At 66.9% G+C, this 14464-nt stretch carries 14 protein-coding genes; 10 read left to right on the top strand and 4 right to left on the bottom strand.

Annotated elements, in window-relative coordinates; genetic code table 11:
- Positions 1-1653, bottom strand: a complete 1653-nt coding sequence (locus ACQY5B_RS12955) for a divergent polysaccharide deacetylase family protein (RefSeq protein WP_420324964.1) — start codon at positions 1651-1653, stop codon at positions 1-3.
- Between the two features lie 187 nt (positions 1654-1840).
- On the opposite strand from ACQY5B_RS12955, the gene ACQY5B_RS12960 reads away from it, so the two are divergent.
- The 7 genes from ACQY5B_RS12960 to lexA all read left to right on the top strand — a co-directional run bounded on the left by ACQY5B_RS12960 (position 1841) and on the right by lexA (position 7394).
- The gene (locus ACQY5B_RS12960) at positions 1841-2422 is read left to right on the top strand and encodes an anthranilate synthase component II (RefSeq protein ID WP_420324963.1); all 582 of its coding nucleotides are present in this window, start codon (positions 1841-1843) and stop codon (positions 2420-2422) included.
- Positions 2419-3438, top strand: coding sequence for an anthranilate phosphoribosyltransferase (gene trpD / locus ACQY5B_RS12965; RefSeq protein ID WP_420324962.1), 1020 nt, complete (start codon positions 2419-2421; stop codon positions 3436-3438). Before ACQY5B_RS12960 ends, trpD begins: the two co-directional genes overlap by 4 nt.
- A gap of 11 nt (positions 3439-3449) precedes the next feature.
- Entirely contained in the window at positions 3450-4103 is a 654-nt protein-coding gene (locus tag ACQY5B_RS12970) for a uracil-DNA glycosylase (protein WP_420328646.1), read from the top strand.
- Positions 4103-4906, top strand: a complete 804-nt coding sequence (gene trpC, locus ACQY5B_RS12975) for an indole-3-glycerol phosphate synthase TrpC (RefSeq protein WP_305968177.1) — start codon at positions 4103-4105, stop codon at positions 4904-4906. Before ACQY5B_RS12970 ends, trpC begins: the two co-directional genes overlap by 1 nt.
- Positions 4903-5379, top strand: coding sequence for a cyclic pyranopterin monophosphate synthase MoaC (gene moaC, locus ACQY5B_RS12980; protein WP_305968176.1), 477 nt, complete (start codon positions 4903-4905; stop codon positions 5377-5379). Before trpC ends, moaC begins: the two co-directional genes overlap by 4 nt.
- On the top strand, positions 5376-6542 hold the full coding sequence (locus tag ACQY5B_RS12985) for a molybdopterin molybdotransferase MoeA (protein WP_420324961.1): 1167 nt from the start codon (positions 5376-5378) through the stop codon (positions 6540-6542). The genes moaC and ACQY5B_RS12985 overlap by 4 nt, the downstream gene beginning before the upstream one ends.
- 156 nt (positions 6543-6698) lie before the next feature.
- The gene (gene lexA / locus ACQY5B_RS12990; RefSeq protein ID WP_420324960.1) at positions 6699-7394 is read left to right on the top strand and encodes a transcriptional repressor LexA; all 696 of its coding nucleotides are present in this window, start codon (positions 6699-6701) and stop codon (positions 7392-7394) included.
- On the opposite strand, the gene ACQY5B_RS12995 is transcribed toward lexA, so the two are convergent.
- Positions 7388-9463 (bottom strand): ComEC/Rec2 family competence protein, encoded by a 2076-nt coding sequence (locus tag ACQY5B_RS12995; protein WP_420324959.1) that lies wholly within the window; start codon positions 9461-9463, stop codon positions 7388-7390. The two genes, lexA and ACQY5B_RS12995, sit on opposite strands and share 7 nt — an antisense overlap.
- A 76-nt stretch (positions 9464-9539) precedes the next feature.
- Here ACQY5B_RS12995 and gltX point away from each other — a divergent pair, with 76 nt between their 5' ends.
- Both gltX and gltA read left to right on the top strand, forming a co-directional pair.
- Positions 9540-10955 carry a glutamate--tRNA ligase gene (gene gltX / locus ACQY5B_RS13000; protein WP_420324958.1) on the top strand — a complete coding sequence of 472 codons (1416 nt, stop codon included), beginning with the start codon at positions 9540-9542 and terminating at the stop codon, positions 10953-10955.
- Positions 10956-11034: 79 nt separating this feature from the next.
- Positions 11035-12330, top strand: a complete 1296-nt coding sequence (gene gltA / locus ACQY5B_RS13005) for a citrate synthase (RefSeq protein ID WP_305968171.1) — start codon at positions 11035-11037, stop codon at positions 12328-12330.
- Positions 12331-12498: 168 nt separating this feature from the next.
- Here the strand turns inward: gltA and ACQY5B_RS13010 are convergent, their stop codons facing one another.
- Both ACQY5B_RS13010 and ACQY5B_RS13015 read right to left on the bottom strand, forming a co-directional pair.
- Positions 12499-13275, bottom strand: coding sequence for an enoyl-CoA hydratase-related protein (locus tag ACQY5B_RS13010; protein ID WP_420324957.1), 777 nt, complete (start codon positions 13273-13275; stop codon positions 12499-12501).
- A gap of 70 nt (positions 13276-13345) precedes the next feature.
- Positions 13346-13849, bottom strand: coding sequence for a DUF2087 domain-containing protein (locus ACQY5B_RS13015; protein WP_420324956.1), 504 nt, complete (start codon positions 13847-13849; stop codon positions 13346-13348).
- 221 nt (positions 13850-14070) lie between these two features.
- Between ACQY5B_RS13015 and ACQY5B_RS13020 the strand changes: the two genes are divergently transcribed.
- Positions 14071-14448: a VOC family protein gene (locus ACQY5B_RS13020; RefSeq protein ID WP_420324955.1), complete on the top strand. Its 378-nt coding sequence runs from the start codon at positions 14071-14073 to the stop codon at positions 14446-14448.
- Positions 14449-14464: the final 16 nt, after the last annotated feature.

Genomic DNA, 14464 nt, shown 5'->3' on the forward strand with positions numbered 1-14464 from the left:
CTAGTCCGTCGCCAAAGACTCGGCCAGGACCAGTGAGGTCGGGACCAGAGCGATACTGCCACTGCGATCCTGCAGCCCCCAGAGCACCAGCGCAGAGATCGTGTCGGCGCGCAGCCGCCCCATCATGACCACCCCGCCCTCCTGCCGGGCGCGAAAGGCGGCCTGGTCCAGGGTGCGGCGGATCATCGTCGCGTCCTGCCCTTCGCCGTCGAAATCGCGGAACAACGTGACCGAGGGGACGCCGTCCTTCAGCGCCAGTTTCTGAGCCGTGTTCAGCCCCTTGGGTTGCGAGATCAAACCGTGTCCGCTGTCGGCAAGAAAGGCCGCGACCTGGCTCGACACATCCCGGGTTTCCTGCAGGCTGCCATCCGGGTCCTCTAGCACGGCCACCACGTCGGGCACCGCGCCCATCAACCCCTCCATCGCGACTTCGACATCGGCGGCCTGCGCGCCATCGGGCATGTCGCCCAGCACCAGCACCTCGAACCCAAGGTCGCGATAGCCCCGGGCGGCGGCGGCGGCGTCCGGATGGTTCGGAGAAATCGCGAAGCTCACCGGGAAGGGAAAGGCCTCCAGCCCGGAGGGCCCAAGCGGGCCGCTGCCGTCGTCGATCAGCACGATGGCCATACGCGGCACATCCCCGTCCACCTCGACCGGCGCGGCGAAGCGCACCAGCGGGCTGTCGTCCGGCAGCGCTGCCAATGCAGAGGATGTCGCGGCCGGTCCGGTGTCTTCCGGCTCTGGGGTGAGGTCTGGCGCAGTTGGCGTCGCGCGATCCACGAGCGAGCGCGCGGGCGTGCCGATGGCCGGCCCCCCGGGGGCGGGCGCCGGTTCCGTCGCCTCCAGCACGGGTGCCGGCGCCGGATCGGGAACGGGGGCCGCTGCACGGGAGGCATCGGGATCCGATGCGGGCACATCAGCGTCCGGAGATGAGCCGGGTTCGGGGGCCTCGGACGCAGGATCGACGGGGGCCGGGTCAACCGGCGCGGGATCGACAGCATCGGGCCCGTCCGCACGTTCGGTGACCAGCGCGCTGTCGCCGTCGGGCACCGCCGGGGCCGGCGGCTGGGCCGGTCCGGTGATGATGATCGGCTGCGCTTCGGGACGGGGTGCGCCGGGGGCCGAGCTTTTTGCCCCGGGTTTGACCGGTGCATCACGCCCGACGGAAACCGGCGCCGCACCGTCCGGCGCGGGAGTTGCACCCTCAGGCGCATCCGGTGCGCCCCCGACACGCGGGGCCGCGGGCGGCGCTGTATCCGCCCCGACCGCCACGGGCCCCGAGGGTGCGGCGGGCGCCCCACCCGGCGCGGCGGGCCGGTCGACACCGCTTTCGGGCACCGGGCGGCGCCCCGGCTCGGAGAGGTCCGGTTTCGGATCTGCCACGTCGCCTGCCTCGGGCGTCTCGACCACGCGCGGCTTCGAGGCATCGGGAACCGGGTCAACAGGGTCGGGCTGGGCCACAGGTTCGTCGTCCGGCTCCGCGTCCGGTTCCGCATCGGGGGCCTTGTCCAGCAGGCTGCTGTCCATCGCCCCACCCGGCGGCGGCACGATGGCCGGATTTTCGGGCAATGGCGTGTTCAGCGATACCGCCGCCAGCCCGGCCCCCGAAAAGACCGCGCCCCAGATCGCCCCAGACAGAAATCCCCGTGCCATGCTGCTCTCTCCGACCCCTTGCGCGCCTGTCCCGGCGCCTTTGTCCTGCAGTCCGGTCCCCCTGGCGGGCTTGACGCCACCGGGAGGGCCTGCGCATGTATACCGCGACGTGGCCCCGGGCCGCCAGCCCCCGATCACGTCCCCGCTCTATAGACCTGTAAACGTTAGTCCAAAGGCGACCCGCGCCATGCTGCTCCTGATCGATAACTACGACAGTTTCACCTACAATCTCGTCCATTTCCTGGGCGAGCTGGGCGCAGAGGTACAGGTCTGGCGCAATGACGCCCTGAACGTGCAGGAGGCCATGGCACTGAAGCCCGAGGGCATCGTGCTGTCCCCGGGCCCCTGCGACCCGGACCAGGCCGGTATCTGCCTTGCCCTGACCGCGGCCGCCGCCGAGGTGCGCATACCCCTGCTGGGCGTCTGTCTTGGGCACCAGACCATCGGCCAGGCCTTTGGCGGCACGGTTGTGCGCCATGACGAGATCGTGCACGGCAAGATGGGCGAGATCCATCACCAGAGCGAAAGCGTGTTCGCGGGCCTGCCCTCACCGTTGAAAGCCACCCGATATCACAGCCTCGTGGTGCGGAGGTCCGACCTGCCCGACAGCCTCAAGGTGACGGCAGAGCTGGCGGACGGGACAATCATGGGCCTGATGCACCGCGAGTTGCCCATCCACGGCGTGCAGTTCCACCCCGAATCCATCGCCTCGGAACATGGCCATGCCATGTTGCAGAACTTCCTCGACGCGATGAAGGTGCCGGCATGAGCGACGATCTTCGCCCCCTCATAGGCACCAGCGCCGATCGTCCCCTGACCCGGGCCGAAGCCGAGACCGCCTTTCAGATCCTGTTCGACGGTGAGGCGACCCCGGCCCAGATCGGCGGGCTCTTGATGGCTCTGCGCACCCGCGGCGAAACGGTGGACGAATATGCCGCCGCCGCCGCGGTCATGCGCGCCAAATGCAACAAGGTTGCCGCCCCCGCGGGCGCGATGGACATCGTCGGAACCGGCGGTGACGGCAAGGGCACGCTGAACATCTCGACCGCCACCGCCTTTGTCGTCGCGGGCGCCGGTGTGCCGGTGGCCAAGCACGGCAATCGCAACCTCTCGTCCAAGTCCGGCGCGGCGGATGCGCTGGGACAGATGGGGATCGAGGTCATGATCCCCGCCGACAGGGTCGAGAAGGCGCTGGCCCACGTCGGGATCTGTTTCATGATGGCGCCCATGCACCATCCCGCGATGGCCCATGTCGGCCCCGTCCGGGCAGAGCTGGGCACGCGCACGATCTTCAACATCCTCGGGCCGCTGACCAATCCGGCAGGCGTCAAACGTCAGTTGACCGGGGCCTTCAGCCGCATGCTGATCCGCCCGATGGCCGAGACCCTGGGCCAGTTGGGCAGCGAACGCGCCTGGCTGGTGCATGGTTCGGACGGCACGGATGAACTGACCATCACCGGGGTCAGCTGGATCGCCGCGCTGGAAGAGGACGGCAGCATCCGCGAGGCCGAACTGCACCCCGAGGACGCGGGCCTGCCCGTGCATCCTTTCGAAGAGATCGTCGGCGGCACGCCAGAGGAGAACGGACGCGCCTTCCGCGCGCTGCTCGATGGCGCGCAGTCGGCCTATCGTGACGCGGTTCTGCTGAACGCCGCCGCGGCGCTGACCATTGCGGGCAAGGCGGCAGACCTGCGCGACGGTGCGGCACTGGCCCGGCAAAGCATCGACAGCGGTGCAGCGCTCGGCAAGGTGCAGGCGCTGGCCAAGGCGACGCAGGCGACGTGACCCACGCGGCCCTGACGCCGCCCGACAGCTGGCGGCACCTGCCCTTTTTCGTGCAGGATCTGCCCCGGATCGCGGGGCAACTTGCACAAAGCGGCGCGCAGGTGCTGCCGCCCGCCCATCAGGTCTTTGCCGCGCTCGACGCCTGCCCGCCTGAGGCCACGCGCGTCGTGATCCTGGGCCAGGACCCTTACCCGACACCGGGCCATGCACATGGGCTTGCCTTCTCCGTAGAACCGGACGTGCGGCCCCTGCCCCGCTCCTTGAACAATATCTACAAGGAGATGACGGACGATCTCGGCGCCTGTCCCGACAATGGCGATCTGCACTTCTGGGCCGACCAGGGCGTGCTGCTGCTCAACACGGCACTGACGGTCGAGGCGGGCAAGGCCGGGGCCCATGCGAAACTGGGATGGGCGCGGTTGACCGAACAGGTGCTGGCCGCGCTGTCGGACCGTCCCCGCGCCTTCCTGCTCTGGGGTGGTCATGCCCAGGGGTTTGCCAAGCATATTGTCGGCGCGGACAACCTTGTCCTGACCAGCGCCCATCCTTCGCCCCTCTCGGCGCGCCGGGGCTTTTTCGGCTCGCGCCCCTTTTCCCGCATCAACGACTGGCTTAAGGACAAGGACCAGACGCCGATCAACTGGACGACGCCCAAGGGACCGTGATGACCACCACAATTCTCGACAAGATCAAGGCCTACAAGTTGGAAGAGATCGCCGCCGACAAGGCCGCCAAGCCGCTGAGCACGGTCGAGGACGAAGCCCGCGCCGCGCCGCCGGTGCGCCGCTTTGCCGGTGCGCTGATGGAGGCCGCCGAGAGCGGTTACGGCCTGATCGCCGAGATCAAGAAGGCGTCTCCCTCCAAGGGTTTGATCCGCGAGGACTTCGACCCCGAGGCGCTGGCGAAAGCCTACGAGGCGGGTGGCGCCACCTGTCTCTCGGTGCTCACCGACACGCCCAGCTTCCAGGGTGCCAAGCCCTTCCTGACCGCCGCCCGCGCCGCCTGTTCGCTGCCGGCACTGCGCAAGGACTTCATGTATGACACCTACCAGGTGGCCGAGGCCCGCGCGCTTGGCGCCGACTGCATCCTGATCATCATGGCGAGCGTCAGCGACGCGCAGGCCGCCGAGTTGGAGGAGGCCGCGCAGAGCTGGGGCATGGATGCGCTGATCGAGGTGCACGACGGTCAGGAACTCGACCGCGCACTGGCGCTGAACTCGCCTCTGATCGGGGTCAACAATCGCAATCTCAAGACCTTCGAGACCACGCTGGACACGACGCGGACACTGTCGAAACGCCTGCCCGACGACCGTTTCCTGATTTCCGAATCCGGCCTGAACACGCCCGCCGACCTGGCCGATATGGCCGGCTACGGCGCCCGCGCCTTCCTGATCGGTGAAAGCCTGATGCGGCAGGCCGATGTCGCGGCGGCCACGCAGGCGCTGCTCGAGAACCCGGTGCCGGCATGAGCGGGCTGAGCCATTTCGACGACCAAGGCAACGCCCATATGGTCGATGTCTCGGACAAGCCGGTGACGGATCGCATCGCCACCGCCGAAGGCCATGTGACAATGGCGCCAGAGACATTTGCCATGATCACCGAGGGCCGCGCGAAAAAGGGCGACGTGATCGGCGTGGCGCGACTGGCGGGCATCATGGGCGCCAAGAAGACGCCCGAGTTGATCCCGCTTTGCCACCCGTTGCCGGTGACAAAGGTGACCGTCGACCTGACCCAGGATCCCGACCTGCCCGGCCTGCGCATCACGGCGACCGTCAAGACCTCGGGCCAGACCGGGGTCGAGATGGAGGCGTTGACCGCCGTATCGACCGCCGCACTGACGGTCTATGACATGGTCAAGGCGGTGGACAAGAACATGCAGATCGGCGGCATTCGCGTCCTGCTGAAAGATGGTGGCAAATCGGGGCGTTACGAGGCGAAATGATCTCCGTTTCCGAGGCCCTCGACCAGCTTTTCGCGCTTGCCGCACCGCTGCCGGTGGAAACCGTGCCGCTGGTCCAGGCGGCGGGCCGTGTGCTCGCGCAGCCGGTGACCGCGCGGCGCGATCAACCGCCCTTTCCCGCCTCGGCGATGGACGGCTACGCCGTGCCGGAGGCTGCGCCGGGCCAGCGGTTCACCGTTATCGGCGAAAGCGCCGCCGGAACCCGTTTCGAGGGCAGTGTCGGCCCCGGCGAAGCGGTGCGCATCCTTACCGGCGCCCCCGTCCCGGAGGGGGCCGCACGCATCATCATCCAAGAGGACGTGACACGCGACGGCGAGACCATCACCCTCAATGAGGATCTGGACGGCAACCCCTATATTCGGCCCGCGGGCACCGATTTCCGCGTCGGCCAGACGGTCGAGGCACCCCGCCGCCTGACGCCGCAGGACGTGGCCCTGCTGGCGGCGATGAACATTGCCGAGGTTCCCGTCACCCGGAGACCGCGCGTTGCGCTGATCTCGACCGGGGATGAGCTGGTGATGCCGGGCGACACGCCCGGCCCGGACCAGATCATCGCCTCGAACACCTTTGGCCTGCATGCGCTTTTGCGCGACCTGGGCGCAGAGCCCCGCATCCTGCCCATCGCCCGCGATACGACAGAGTCGCTGATCCACGGGTTCTCGCTGGTCGACGACGCGGATCTGGTTGTCACCATCGGGGGGGCCTCGGTCGGGGACCATGACCTGGTGGCGCGTGTGGCGGGCGAACTCGGGATGGAGCGGGCCTTTCACAAGGTTGCCATGCGCCCCGGCAAACCGCTGATGTCGGGCCGCTTGAACGGTGCCATGATGGTGGGCCTGCCGGGCAATCCGGTGTCTGCGATGGTCTGTGGTCATGTCTTCCTGGCGCCCGTGATCCGGGCAATGCTGGGACTGGGCACCGCAGCCTCGCCACGGCTCAAAGCCCGGTTGAGCGCGCCGCTCATGCAGAACGGACCTCGCGAACACTACATGCGCGCGCAATTGGACGGCGACGGGATCCGGGCGCTGGACCGGCAGGATTCCAGTCTGCTCAGCGTTCTGGGCAAGGCGAACGCGCTGTTGGTGCGCCCCGTAGGCGATGCGGCACGCAAGACCGGCGAAATGGTGGACTACCTGCCGCTATAACGGCCGTCGCGCCGCACGAAACGCCCCATGACGGTCAGGTTGCGCCCTGCGTCCTGTTGACGCCAATGCGCAACAGGACGCAGGGCTTATCCACATGATCGTTGACACAAAACATGAACAGCCGTAGAACAAAAGTTAACAACTGCGGGGCTGAGCATGCTGACAAAAAAACAACTCGACCTTCTCGATTTCATCAACAAGCGGATGACCCGTGACGGTGTCCCTCCCAGCTTTGACGAGATGAAGGACGCGCTGAACCTGCGGTCCAAGTCCGGCATTCACCGCCTGATCACCGCGTTGGAAGAGCGCGGGTTCATCCGTCGCCTGGCCCACCGGGCGCGGGCAATCGAGATCGTGAAACTGCCCGAAAGCCTTGGCGGCCAGCCTGCCGGGTTCTCTCCCAAGGTGATCGAGGGCGACCGTCCCGACAACCGGCCTTCGGAAGCCTTTGACCTTGGGCCGGCGAATCTGGCCGAACTGCCGCTGGTCGGCAGCATCGCCGCCGGCCGGCCGATCGAGGCGATCAATGACCCCGCGCCCGGTGTCTCGGTGCCTGGCCAGATGCTGCACGGCCAGGGGCGTCACTACGCGCTCGAGGTCAAGGGTGACTCGATGATCGAGGCGGGCATCAACGACGGCGACGTGGTGGTGATCCGCGAGACTTCGGACGCCTCGGACGGCGACATCGTCGTGGCCCAGATCGAAGGGTACGAGGCCACGCTGAAGCGGTTTCGCCGCAAGGGGGAGATGATCGTCCTCGAGGCCGCGAACCCGGTCTACGAACCGCGGGTACTGCCCCGGGGGGCCGTCACCGTGCAGGGGCGTCTTGTCGGCCTGATCCGCACCTACTGACCAGCTACCGCAGAACGCGCCAGCCGCACCGGTTCCGGCGCGCCGCCATGCCAGAGCCGGTGACCCGAGAGGTCACGGTCGGTCACCAGGTTCACACCATCCTTCAGCCAAACCGCGACGGATCCGCTTTCCTTCAGGCGCGGCGGATCGAAGACCTCGCAGTCGCCCGGCAGGCTCAACGCCACACTGGACACCACGATCTGTCCGGAATGACAGCCGGAAACACCGCGCGCGGCGCGCTTGCCCTGCAGGTGTAGGATCTCCAGGTCCCCGATGATTGCCCGCGCCACGCGCCCCTCGACCGGCGTGGGCCAAAGCGCCGCCGCCTCGGGCTGGACATGACCAAGTCCGTCGTTTTCCAGCCAGACGCCCGCCACGAAGCCCGACCCGCGGTCGCGTGACAGAGCCCGCCCCTCCGGCAACATGATCCCGACCAGCGTCCCGCTGTCCGAGATCAGCACTCCGGGCCTGTCGGTTCCGACCCAGAGCGCCACCGCCAGCCCCAAAGGCACCAGTCCGGCCAGCCGCCCACGGCCCCGCCAAAGGCACATAAGAAGCCCGCCAAAGGCGATCAGCGGCAACACCCAAGGACCGGGCGCAACGACATGTCCGACGGAGCCCTCCCAATCCGCCACCGTATGCGCGACGCCAAGGATCCAGCCCAGTCCCAGCGCCATGAGTTCCAGCGCGATCCAGTCCACACCCAAGGGCATCAGCAGCGCCGCCAGAACCGCCAGCGGAACCACCCAGATCCCCATGACCGGCACGGCCACGAGGTTGGCGACCAAGCCGAAATGCGCAACCTGGTTGAAATGCGCCATGCCCACCGGCGCCGTCGCCGCCCCCGCCACGGCCGAGGACACGACCACCGAAAGGATCGGCGCGATCCAGCGTGGCCACTTGCGGTCGCGCTGAAGCAGGCTGACCTGTTCAAAGACCGCGACCAACGCGGTGGTGGCGGCAAAGGACATCTGGAACCCCGGGCCAAGCAGCGCTTCGGGCCGCATCACCAGCACAACCAGCGCCGCAATGGCCACGCTGCGCAGGCTCAAGGCCCGGCGGTCCAGCATCAGAGCGCAGAGCGCCGCCGCCACCATGATGAAGGCGCGCTCGGTCGCGACGTTGCCGCCGGAGAGCGCCAGGTAGCCTGCGGCGGCCAAAAGCGCGCCAAGAGCGGCCAGCTTTTTGCCCGGCCAGTGATGGCGGGCGTGGCGCGGCAGGATCAGGATCAGTCGCAGGGCCGCGAACACAAAGCCCGCCAACAGCCCCATGTGCAGCCCGGAAATCGCCAACAGATGCGCAAGGTTGCTGTCCCGCAAGGCATGCAGCGTCTCTTGTCCCATACCGGAGCGGTCTCCGGTCATGATGGCGGCGGCAAAGGCACCCCGTTCTCCCGGCAGGGCCGCCTGAACCCGGGCCGACAGCCACAGCCGCAACCGCGCCACGGGCAGGCTGTCATCGGCCTCTTGCAACAGCAGGACCGGACTGCGCGTGTAGCCCACCGCACCGAGTCGCAGGAACCAGGCATGGCGGCGGAAATCGAAACCGCCCGGCTCGACCGCGCCACCGGGTGGGGAGAGGTGCCCGGTCAGGATCACCACCTGCCCCGGGCGCGGGTCAAGATAGCCCTGCTGACCATGCAGCGAAACGCGGACACGCAGCGGCACCTCGTCCGGGTCCATGCGTTCCAGCACCACCCGGTCCAGCGTCAACCGCAGCGCGTCCGAGGCCGAGCGGTCGATCTGGATCACTCGCCCCTCGATCGCGCCGTAGTACCGGAAATCAAGGACCGGCCCGGCCACCTGCTGCGCCCGCACACCGGCAAGCGCAAACCCCGCCGCCGCCAGCGCAACCGCGCCCAGCAACGGCCCCCAGAGCGGTCCGGCGCGGTGTTGCACCAGGGCAAGACAGCCAATCCCGCCACAGGCCCAGAGCACCGTCGCCGAAGGTTCGGCGCGGAGCGCAAAATAAACCCCGATGCCGGTTGCCAGGCAGACCGGCGCCCAGGGAAAGAGATGACCGCGTTGCCCCAGGAGAAGGGCGGCCAGCCACGTCACGACCTGACCCATGCTTGCCCCCCGTTGGGCGGCTCGTTAAGGAACGGCAAAGCCTAGCCCCGATGCCGTTATGAAAAGGTTAACCAAGATGTCCGACGCACAGGTCGTCACCCGCTTTGCCCCCTCACCCACCGGTTTCCTGCACATAGGCGGCGCGCGCACCGCGCTGTTCAACTGGCTCTATGCCCGGGGCCGTGGCGGCAAGTTCCTGCTGCGGATCGAGGATACGGACCGCGCACGGTCGACACCCGAGGCGACAGAGGCGATCCTGCGCGGGCTGGACTGGCTGGGTCTGGACCATGACGGCGAGGTCGTCAGCCAGTTCGAACGCGCCCCCCGTCACGCCGAGGTTGCCCATGAACTGCTCGCCAAGGGCGCAGCCTACAAGTGCTTCTCGACACAAGAAGAGATCGAGGCCTTCCGTGAGGCCGCGCGGGCCGATGGCCGCTCGACCCTGTTCCAGAGCCCGTGGCGCGACGCCGATCCGGCGACGCACCCGGACGCGCCTTACGTTGTGCGCCTCAAGACCCCGAAGGACGGCGAGACGGTGATCGAGGACCAGGTTCAGGGTCGCGTCACCATCCGCAACGACCAGCTTGATGACATGGTGCTGCTGCGCTCGGACGGCTCGCCCGTCTACATGCTGGCCGTCGTGGTCGATGATTTCGACATGGGTGTGACCCATGTGATCCGGGGCGACGATCACCTCAACAACGCCGCGCGCCAGATGGGCATCTATACGGCGATGGGTTGGCCGTTGCCGGTCTACGCCCATATCCCCCTGATCCACGGGCCGGACGGCAAGAAACTGTCAAAGCGTCATGGCGCGCTTGGCGCCGACGAATACCAGAAGATGGGCTACCCGGCGGCCGGCATGCGCAACTACCTGGCGCGGCTGGGATGGAGCCACGGCGACGACGAGTTCTTTACCGATGCGCAGGCGCGGGATTGGTTCGGGCTGGGCGGGATCGGCAAGTCGCCGGCCCGGTTCGATCTCAAGAAGCTCGAAAACCTCTGCGGCCAGCACATCGCGATCAGCGAGGATGCTGCACTGCTGCAAGAAATCGAGGCGTTTCTAGCAGCCACAGGTGAAACCGCCCTGACAAAGGCTCAGCGCGACGGATTGCATCGTGCGATGTATTGCCTCAAAGACCGGGCCAAGACATTTCCCGAACTTCTTGAAAAGGCGCACTTTGTCCTGACGGATACCCCGGTTCGGCCGGATGCGAAGGCGGCAAAGAACCTTGACGCGGTATCCCGTGGTATACTGGCCGCGTTGACGCCGCACCTGCAAGATGCTAGCTGGTCTCGAGACGAACTGGAGGCGGTTCTCAACCGTTTCGCCGAGGATCAGGGGACCAAGTTCGGCAAGCTGGCCGGCCCGCTGCGGGCGGCGCTCGCCGGGCGCGCCGTGACCCCTTCGGTCTTCGACATGATGCTCGTCCTGGGCCGCGACGAAAGCCTTGCACGGCTGGCCCGGGCCGCGGCCGAAGAAGAGGGCTGAGGCCCCGGACCGGCCATGTGACTTCAACCGGCTGGGCCGTCTCACGGCCCCGCTTCACGACATAAGAGGGATGACTAGCATGGCTGAGACCAGCAAGACCGCGACGCTTTCGATCGACGGCAAGGAATTTGAACTGCCGATGCACTCGCCGACCGCCGGTCCGGACGTGATCGACATTCGCAAGCTCTATGGCCAGGCCGGTGTCTTCACCTATGACCCCGGGTTCACCTCGACCGCCTCCTGCGATTCGACCATCACCTTCATCGACGGCGACAAGGGTGAACTGCTGCACCGCGGCTACCCGATCGACCAGCTGGCGTCCAAGTCGCATTACCTCGAAGTCTGTTTCCTGCTGCTCTACGGCTACCTGCCCAAGGCGGAAGAACTGGAGCAGTTCGAGAACACGATCACCCGCCACACGATGATCCACGAACAGATGTACAACTTCTTCCGTGGGTTCCGGCGCGACGCGCATCCGATGGCGATCATGGTCGGCGTGGTCGGCGCGATGGCGGCCTTCTACCACGATTCGACCGACATCAACGACCCGCGCCAGCGCGAGATCGCCAGCCACCGCCTGATCGCCAAGATGCCGACGATCGCGGCCATGGCCTACAAGTACTCGGTCGGCCAGCCTTTCGTCTATCCGCGCAATGACCTGGATTACGCGGCGAACTTCCTCCACATGTGCTTCTCGGTTCCGGCAGAGGAATATGTCGTGGACCCGATCCTGAGCCGTGCCATGGACCGGATCTTTACCCTGCACGCGGACCATGAGCAGAACGCCTCGACCTCGACGGTGCGCCTCGCCTCGTCCTCGGGCGCGAACCCCTTTGCCTGTATCGCCGCCGGCATCGCCTGCCTCTGGGGTCCGGCGCACGGTGGCGCCAACCAGGCTTGCCTGGAAATGCTCAAGGAAATCGGCTCGCCCGAGAACATCCCCGAGTACATTGCCCGCGCAAAGGACAAGAACGACCCCTTCCGACTGATGGGCTTTGGCCACCGGGTCTACAAGAACTTCGACCCGCGTGCGAAGGTCATGAAGCAGTCCGCCGACGAGGTGCTGGACCTTCTGGGCGTCGAGAACAACCCGATCCTCGCCACCGCGAAGGAACTGGAAAAGCAGGCGCTTGCGGACCCTTACTTCTCGGAGAAAAAACTGTTCCCGAACGTCGATTTCTACTCGGGCATCATCCTCGAGGCGATGGGCTTCCCGACCTCGATGTTCACGCCGATCTTTGCGCTGTCGCGCACCGTCGGCTGGGTCAGCCAGTGGAAAGAGATGCTGAACGATCCGCAGAACAAGATTGGCCGCCCGCGCCAGCTGTACCTGGGCGAGACCCTGCGCGACTACGTCGACATCGAAAACCGCTGAACGCGGATTTCACGGACGCGAAAGGCCCGGGCACACCGCCCGGGCCTTTTCCGTTTGAGCCTCCATGCGCCTCGGAAATCGTGCCGGTCCGCCGTCTTCGTGTTTCTTTGGGCCGTTAAATACCTCCGAGGGGAGCCGAAGGCGGGAGGCAGAGCCCCCTTTGCCCGCTCACCGCCCTTCGTAGACCGCCGGGCGCTTTTCGTGAAAGGCCACCACGCCTTCCTTGAAGTCCCGCGTCTTGCCGCATTCCCCCTGAAGTTTCGACTCCACACCCAGTTGCCGTTCCAGGTCGTTGTCGTACGAGGCCCGCAGAGCCTGTTTCACACGCGCATAGGCCGCCGTGGGGCCCTGCGCCAGGTGCCGGGCGCGGGCCGCGACATGGGCGCCGAAGACATCGTCGGCCACGGCCTCCCAGATCATGCCCCAGGCATCCGCCTGCGCCGCGGTGATCTTTTCGGCGAAGAGCGCCGCGCCCATGGCCTTGGCCAGCCCCATCTGCCGCGGCAAAAGCCAGGTGCCGCCCGCATCCGGGATCAGCCCGATCCGGGTGAAGGCCTGCAGGAAAAAGGCCGATTCCGCCGCGATCACCACATCGGCCGCAAGAGCCAGGTTGGCCCCTGCCCCTGCCGCCGCGCCGTTGACCGCGCTGATCGTCGGCACCGGGCAGTCATAGATCGCTCTCAGCATCGGCACGTATTCGTCGCGCAGTGTCCGCTCCAGATCCAGGTTGGCGGCATTGCCGCCATCTCCCAGGTCCTGTCCCGAACAGAAGGAACGGCCGGAGCCGGTCAACACCACGACCCGCGCCTCGCGCCCGCCGCGCTCGACCGCGTCGGTGATCTCGGCCCGCATCTGGGTGTTCAGCGCGTTCATCACGTCCGGCCGGTTCAGCGTCACGGTGGCGATGTCCTCGGCCACCGCGTAGGTGATCATGTCGTACTGCATGGGTATGCTCCCTGTAACCTTGGCGGCATCAAACATCGCAGGCGGGCGAATGGCAAAGCCAAACGCCGCGTCACGGCCGCAACACACGGGCAATCAGGGCACGCGCCTCGGCGCTGGGGCGCCGTTCCAGACGAGCATAAGCACTGCCGTCCCGTTCGCGCCGCAAGAGCCCGTGTTCGATCATCGCCCGGCGGATCTGTGCCGCATCGCGAAAGGTGCACAGGGTGTCGATCCGGGCGCTGATCTCACGTTCCGTCCAGGTGGTGTCCGGCGGCAATTGCGCCCAGATCACCCAGAGACAGAGGCCCTGCACCGAGGTACGCCCAGGCCAGTCCGTGAACCGGGCCGCATCGTCAAAGAACCGTGCCGCGCGGGCAACCGCACGGTCGTCCAGCGGCTCTGCCGGGCTGTCCCCCAGCCGCGCGCGCATGTGCTGGTAGTTGCGATACCCCGCGGCGCGGGCAATCAGCCCCAGCATCTCGAGGTGCGAGGGCGGACTGTCCAGTCCCGCGCGCAGGGACTTGGCAAAGGCCGACAGGTCGGGAATGGTCAGGGAAATGGGAACACGAGACATGTGTATCCTCCGTCACCGATACCGCATCCCCTGTGTCGGGGAAAGGAGGGCCGCCCTTGTCCAGGGGTATCGCGAAGGCAATCCACGGGATCATGCTATCGCAGGTTTAGCGAAAGGCGGCGCCTGGGTGAACTGCGGACCCGTGAAAGCCGCTTAGCAGAAAGTCGGGACCGGGTCCATCGCCGTTGACCCTGGCACCCCCGGCCTGTCATCTTGGGACCATGAGCTACAAACCGGACGGCTATACAGATCTTTCGCCCTATCTCGTCGTGCCCGATCCCGAAGCTGTCCTGCAGTTCTGCGAGGCTGTCTTTGGCGCCAGCCGACTGCGGGTCTTTCACGATGGTGACAGGATCATGCACGCCGAGTGCAGGATCGGGGATTCCGTGCTGATGATGGGCGGGGCGGAAAGCGCCGCAGGTGCGCTCGTCCATCTCTATTTGCAAGACCCCGACGCGGCATTCACCAAGGCAATGGAACTTGGGGCGGAAGAAATCCAGCCGATGATGGACAAGGGCGACGGTGACCGTCGCGGCGGGTTTCGCACCCCCTGCGGCACGCAGTGGTTCGTCGCGAAACAGATGGGCGCGCCGGCGTGACCCCGCCCGGAGGGCC

This window comes from Antarctobacter sp. (assembly GCF_965277915.1).
Taxonomy (GTDB): Bacteria; Pseudomonadota; Alphaproteobacteria; order Rhodobacterales; family Rhodobacteraceae; genus Antarctobacter.

Bases quoted from the DNA above. Each gene is read 5' to 3' on its own strand.
- ACQY5B_RS12955 (WP_420324964.1), bottom strand. From the start codon at position 1,653: ATGGCACGGGGATTTCTGTCTGGGGCGATCTGGGGCGCGGTCTTTTCG.
- ACQY5B_RS12960 (WP_420324963.1), top strand. From the start codon at position 1,841: ATGCTGCTCCTGATCGATAACTACGACAGTTTCACCTACAATCTCGTC.
- trpD (WP_420324962.1), top strand. From the start codon at position 2,419: ATGAGCGACGATCTTCGCCCCCTCATAGGCACCAGCGCCGATCGTCCC.
- trpC (WP_305968177.1), top strand. From the start codon at position 4,103: ATGACCACCACAATTCTCGACAAGATCAAGGCCTACAAGTTGGAAGAG.
- moaC (WP_305968176.1), top strand. From the start codon at position 4,903: ATGAGCGGGCTGAGCCATTTCGACGACCAAGGCAACGCCCATATGGTC.
- ACQY5B_RS12985 (WP_420324961.1), top strand. From the start codon at position 5,376: ATGATCTCCGTTTCCGAGGCCCTCGACCAGCTTTTCGCGCTTGCCGCA.
- lexA (WP_420324960.1), top strand. From the start codon at position 6,699: ATGCTGACAAAAAAACAACTCGACCTTCTCGATTTCATCAACAAGCGG.
- ACQY5B_RS12995 (WP_420324959.1), bottom strand. From the start codon at position 9,463: ATGGGTCAGGTCGTGACGTGGCTGGCCGCCCTTCTCCTGGGGCAACGC.
- gltX (WP_420324958.1), top strand. From the start codon at position 9,540: ATGTCCGACGCACAGGTCGTCACCCGCTTTGCCCCCTCACCCACCGGT.
- gltA (WP_305968171.1), top strand. From the start codon at position 11,035: ATGGCTGAGACCAGCAAGACCGCGACGCTTTCGATCGACGGCAAGGAA.
- ACQY5B_RS13010 (WP_420324957.1), bottom strand. From the start codon at position 13,275: ATGCAGTACGACATGATCACCTACGCGGTGGCCGAGGACATCGCCACC.
- ACQY5B_RS13015 (WP_420324956.1), bottom strand. From the start codon at position 13,849: ATGTCTCGTGTTCCCATTTCCCTGACCATTCCCGACCTGTCGGCCTTT.
- ACQY5B_RS13020 (WP_420324955.1), top strand. From the start codon at position 14,071: ATGAGCTACAAACCGGACGGCTATACAGATCTTTCGCCCTATCTCGTC.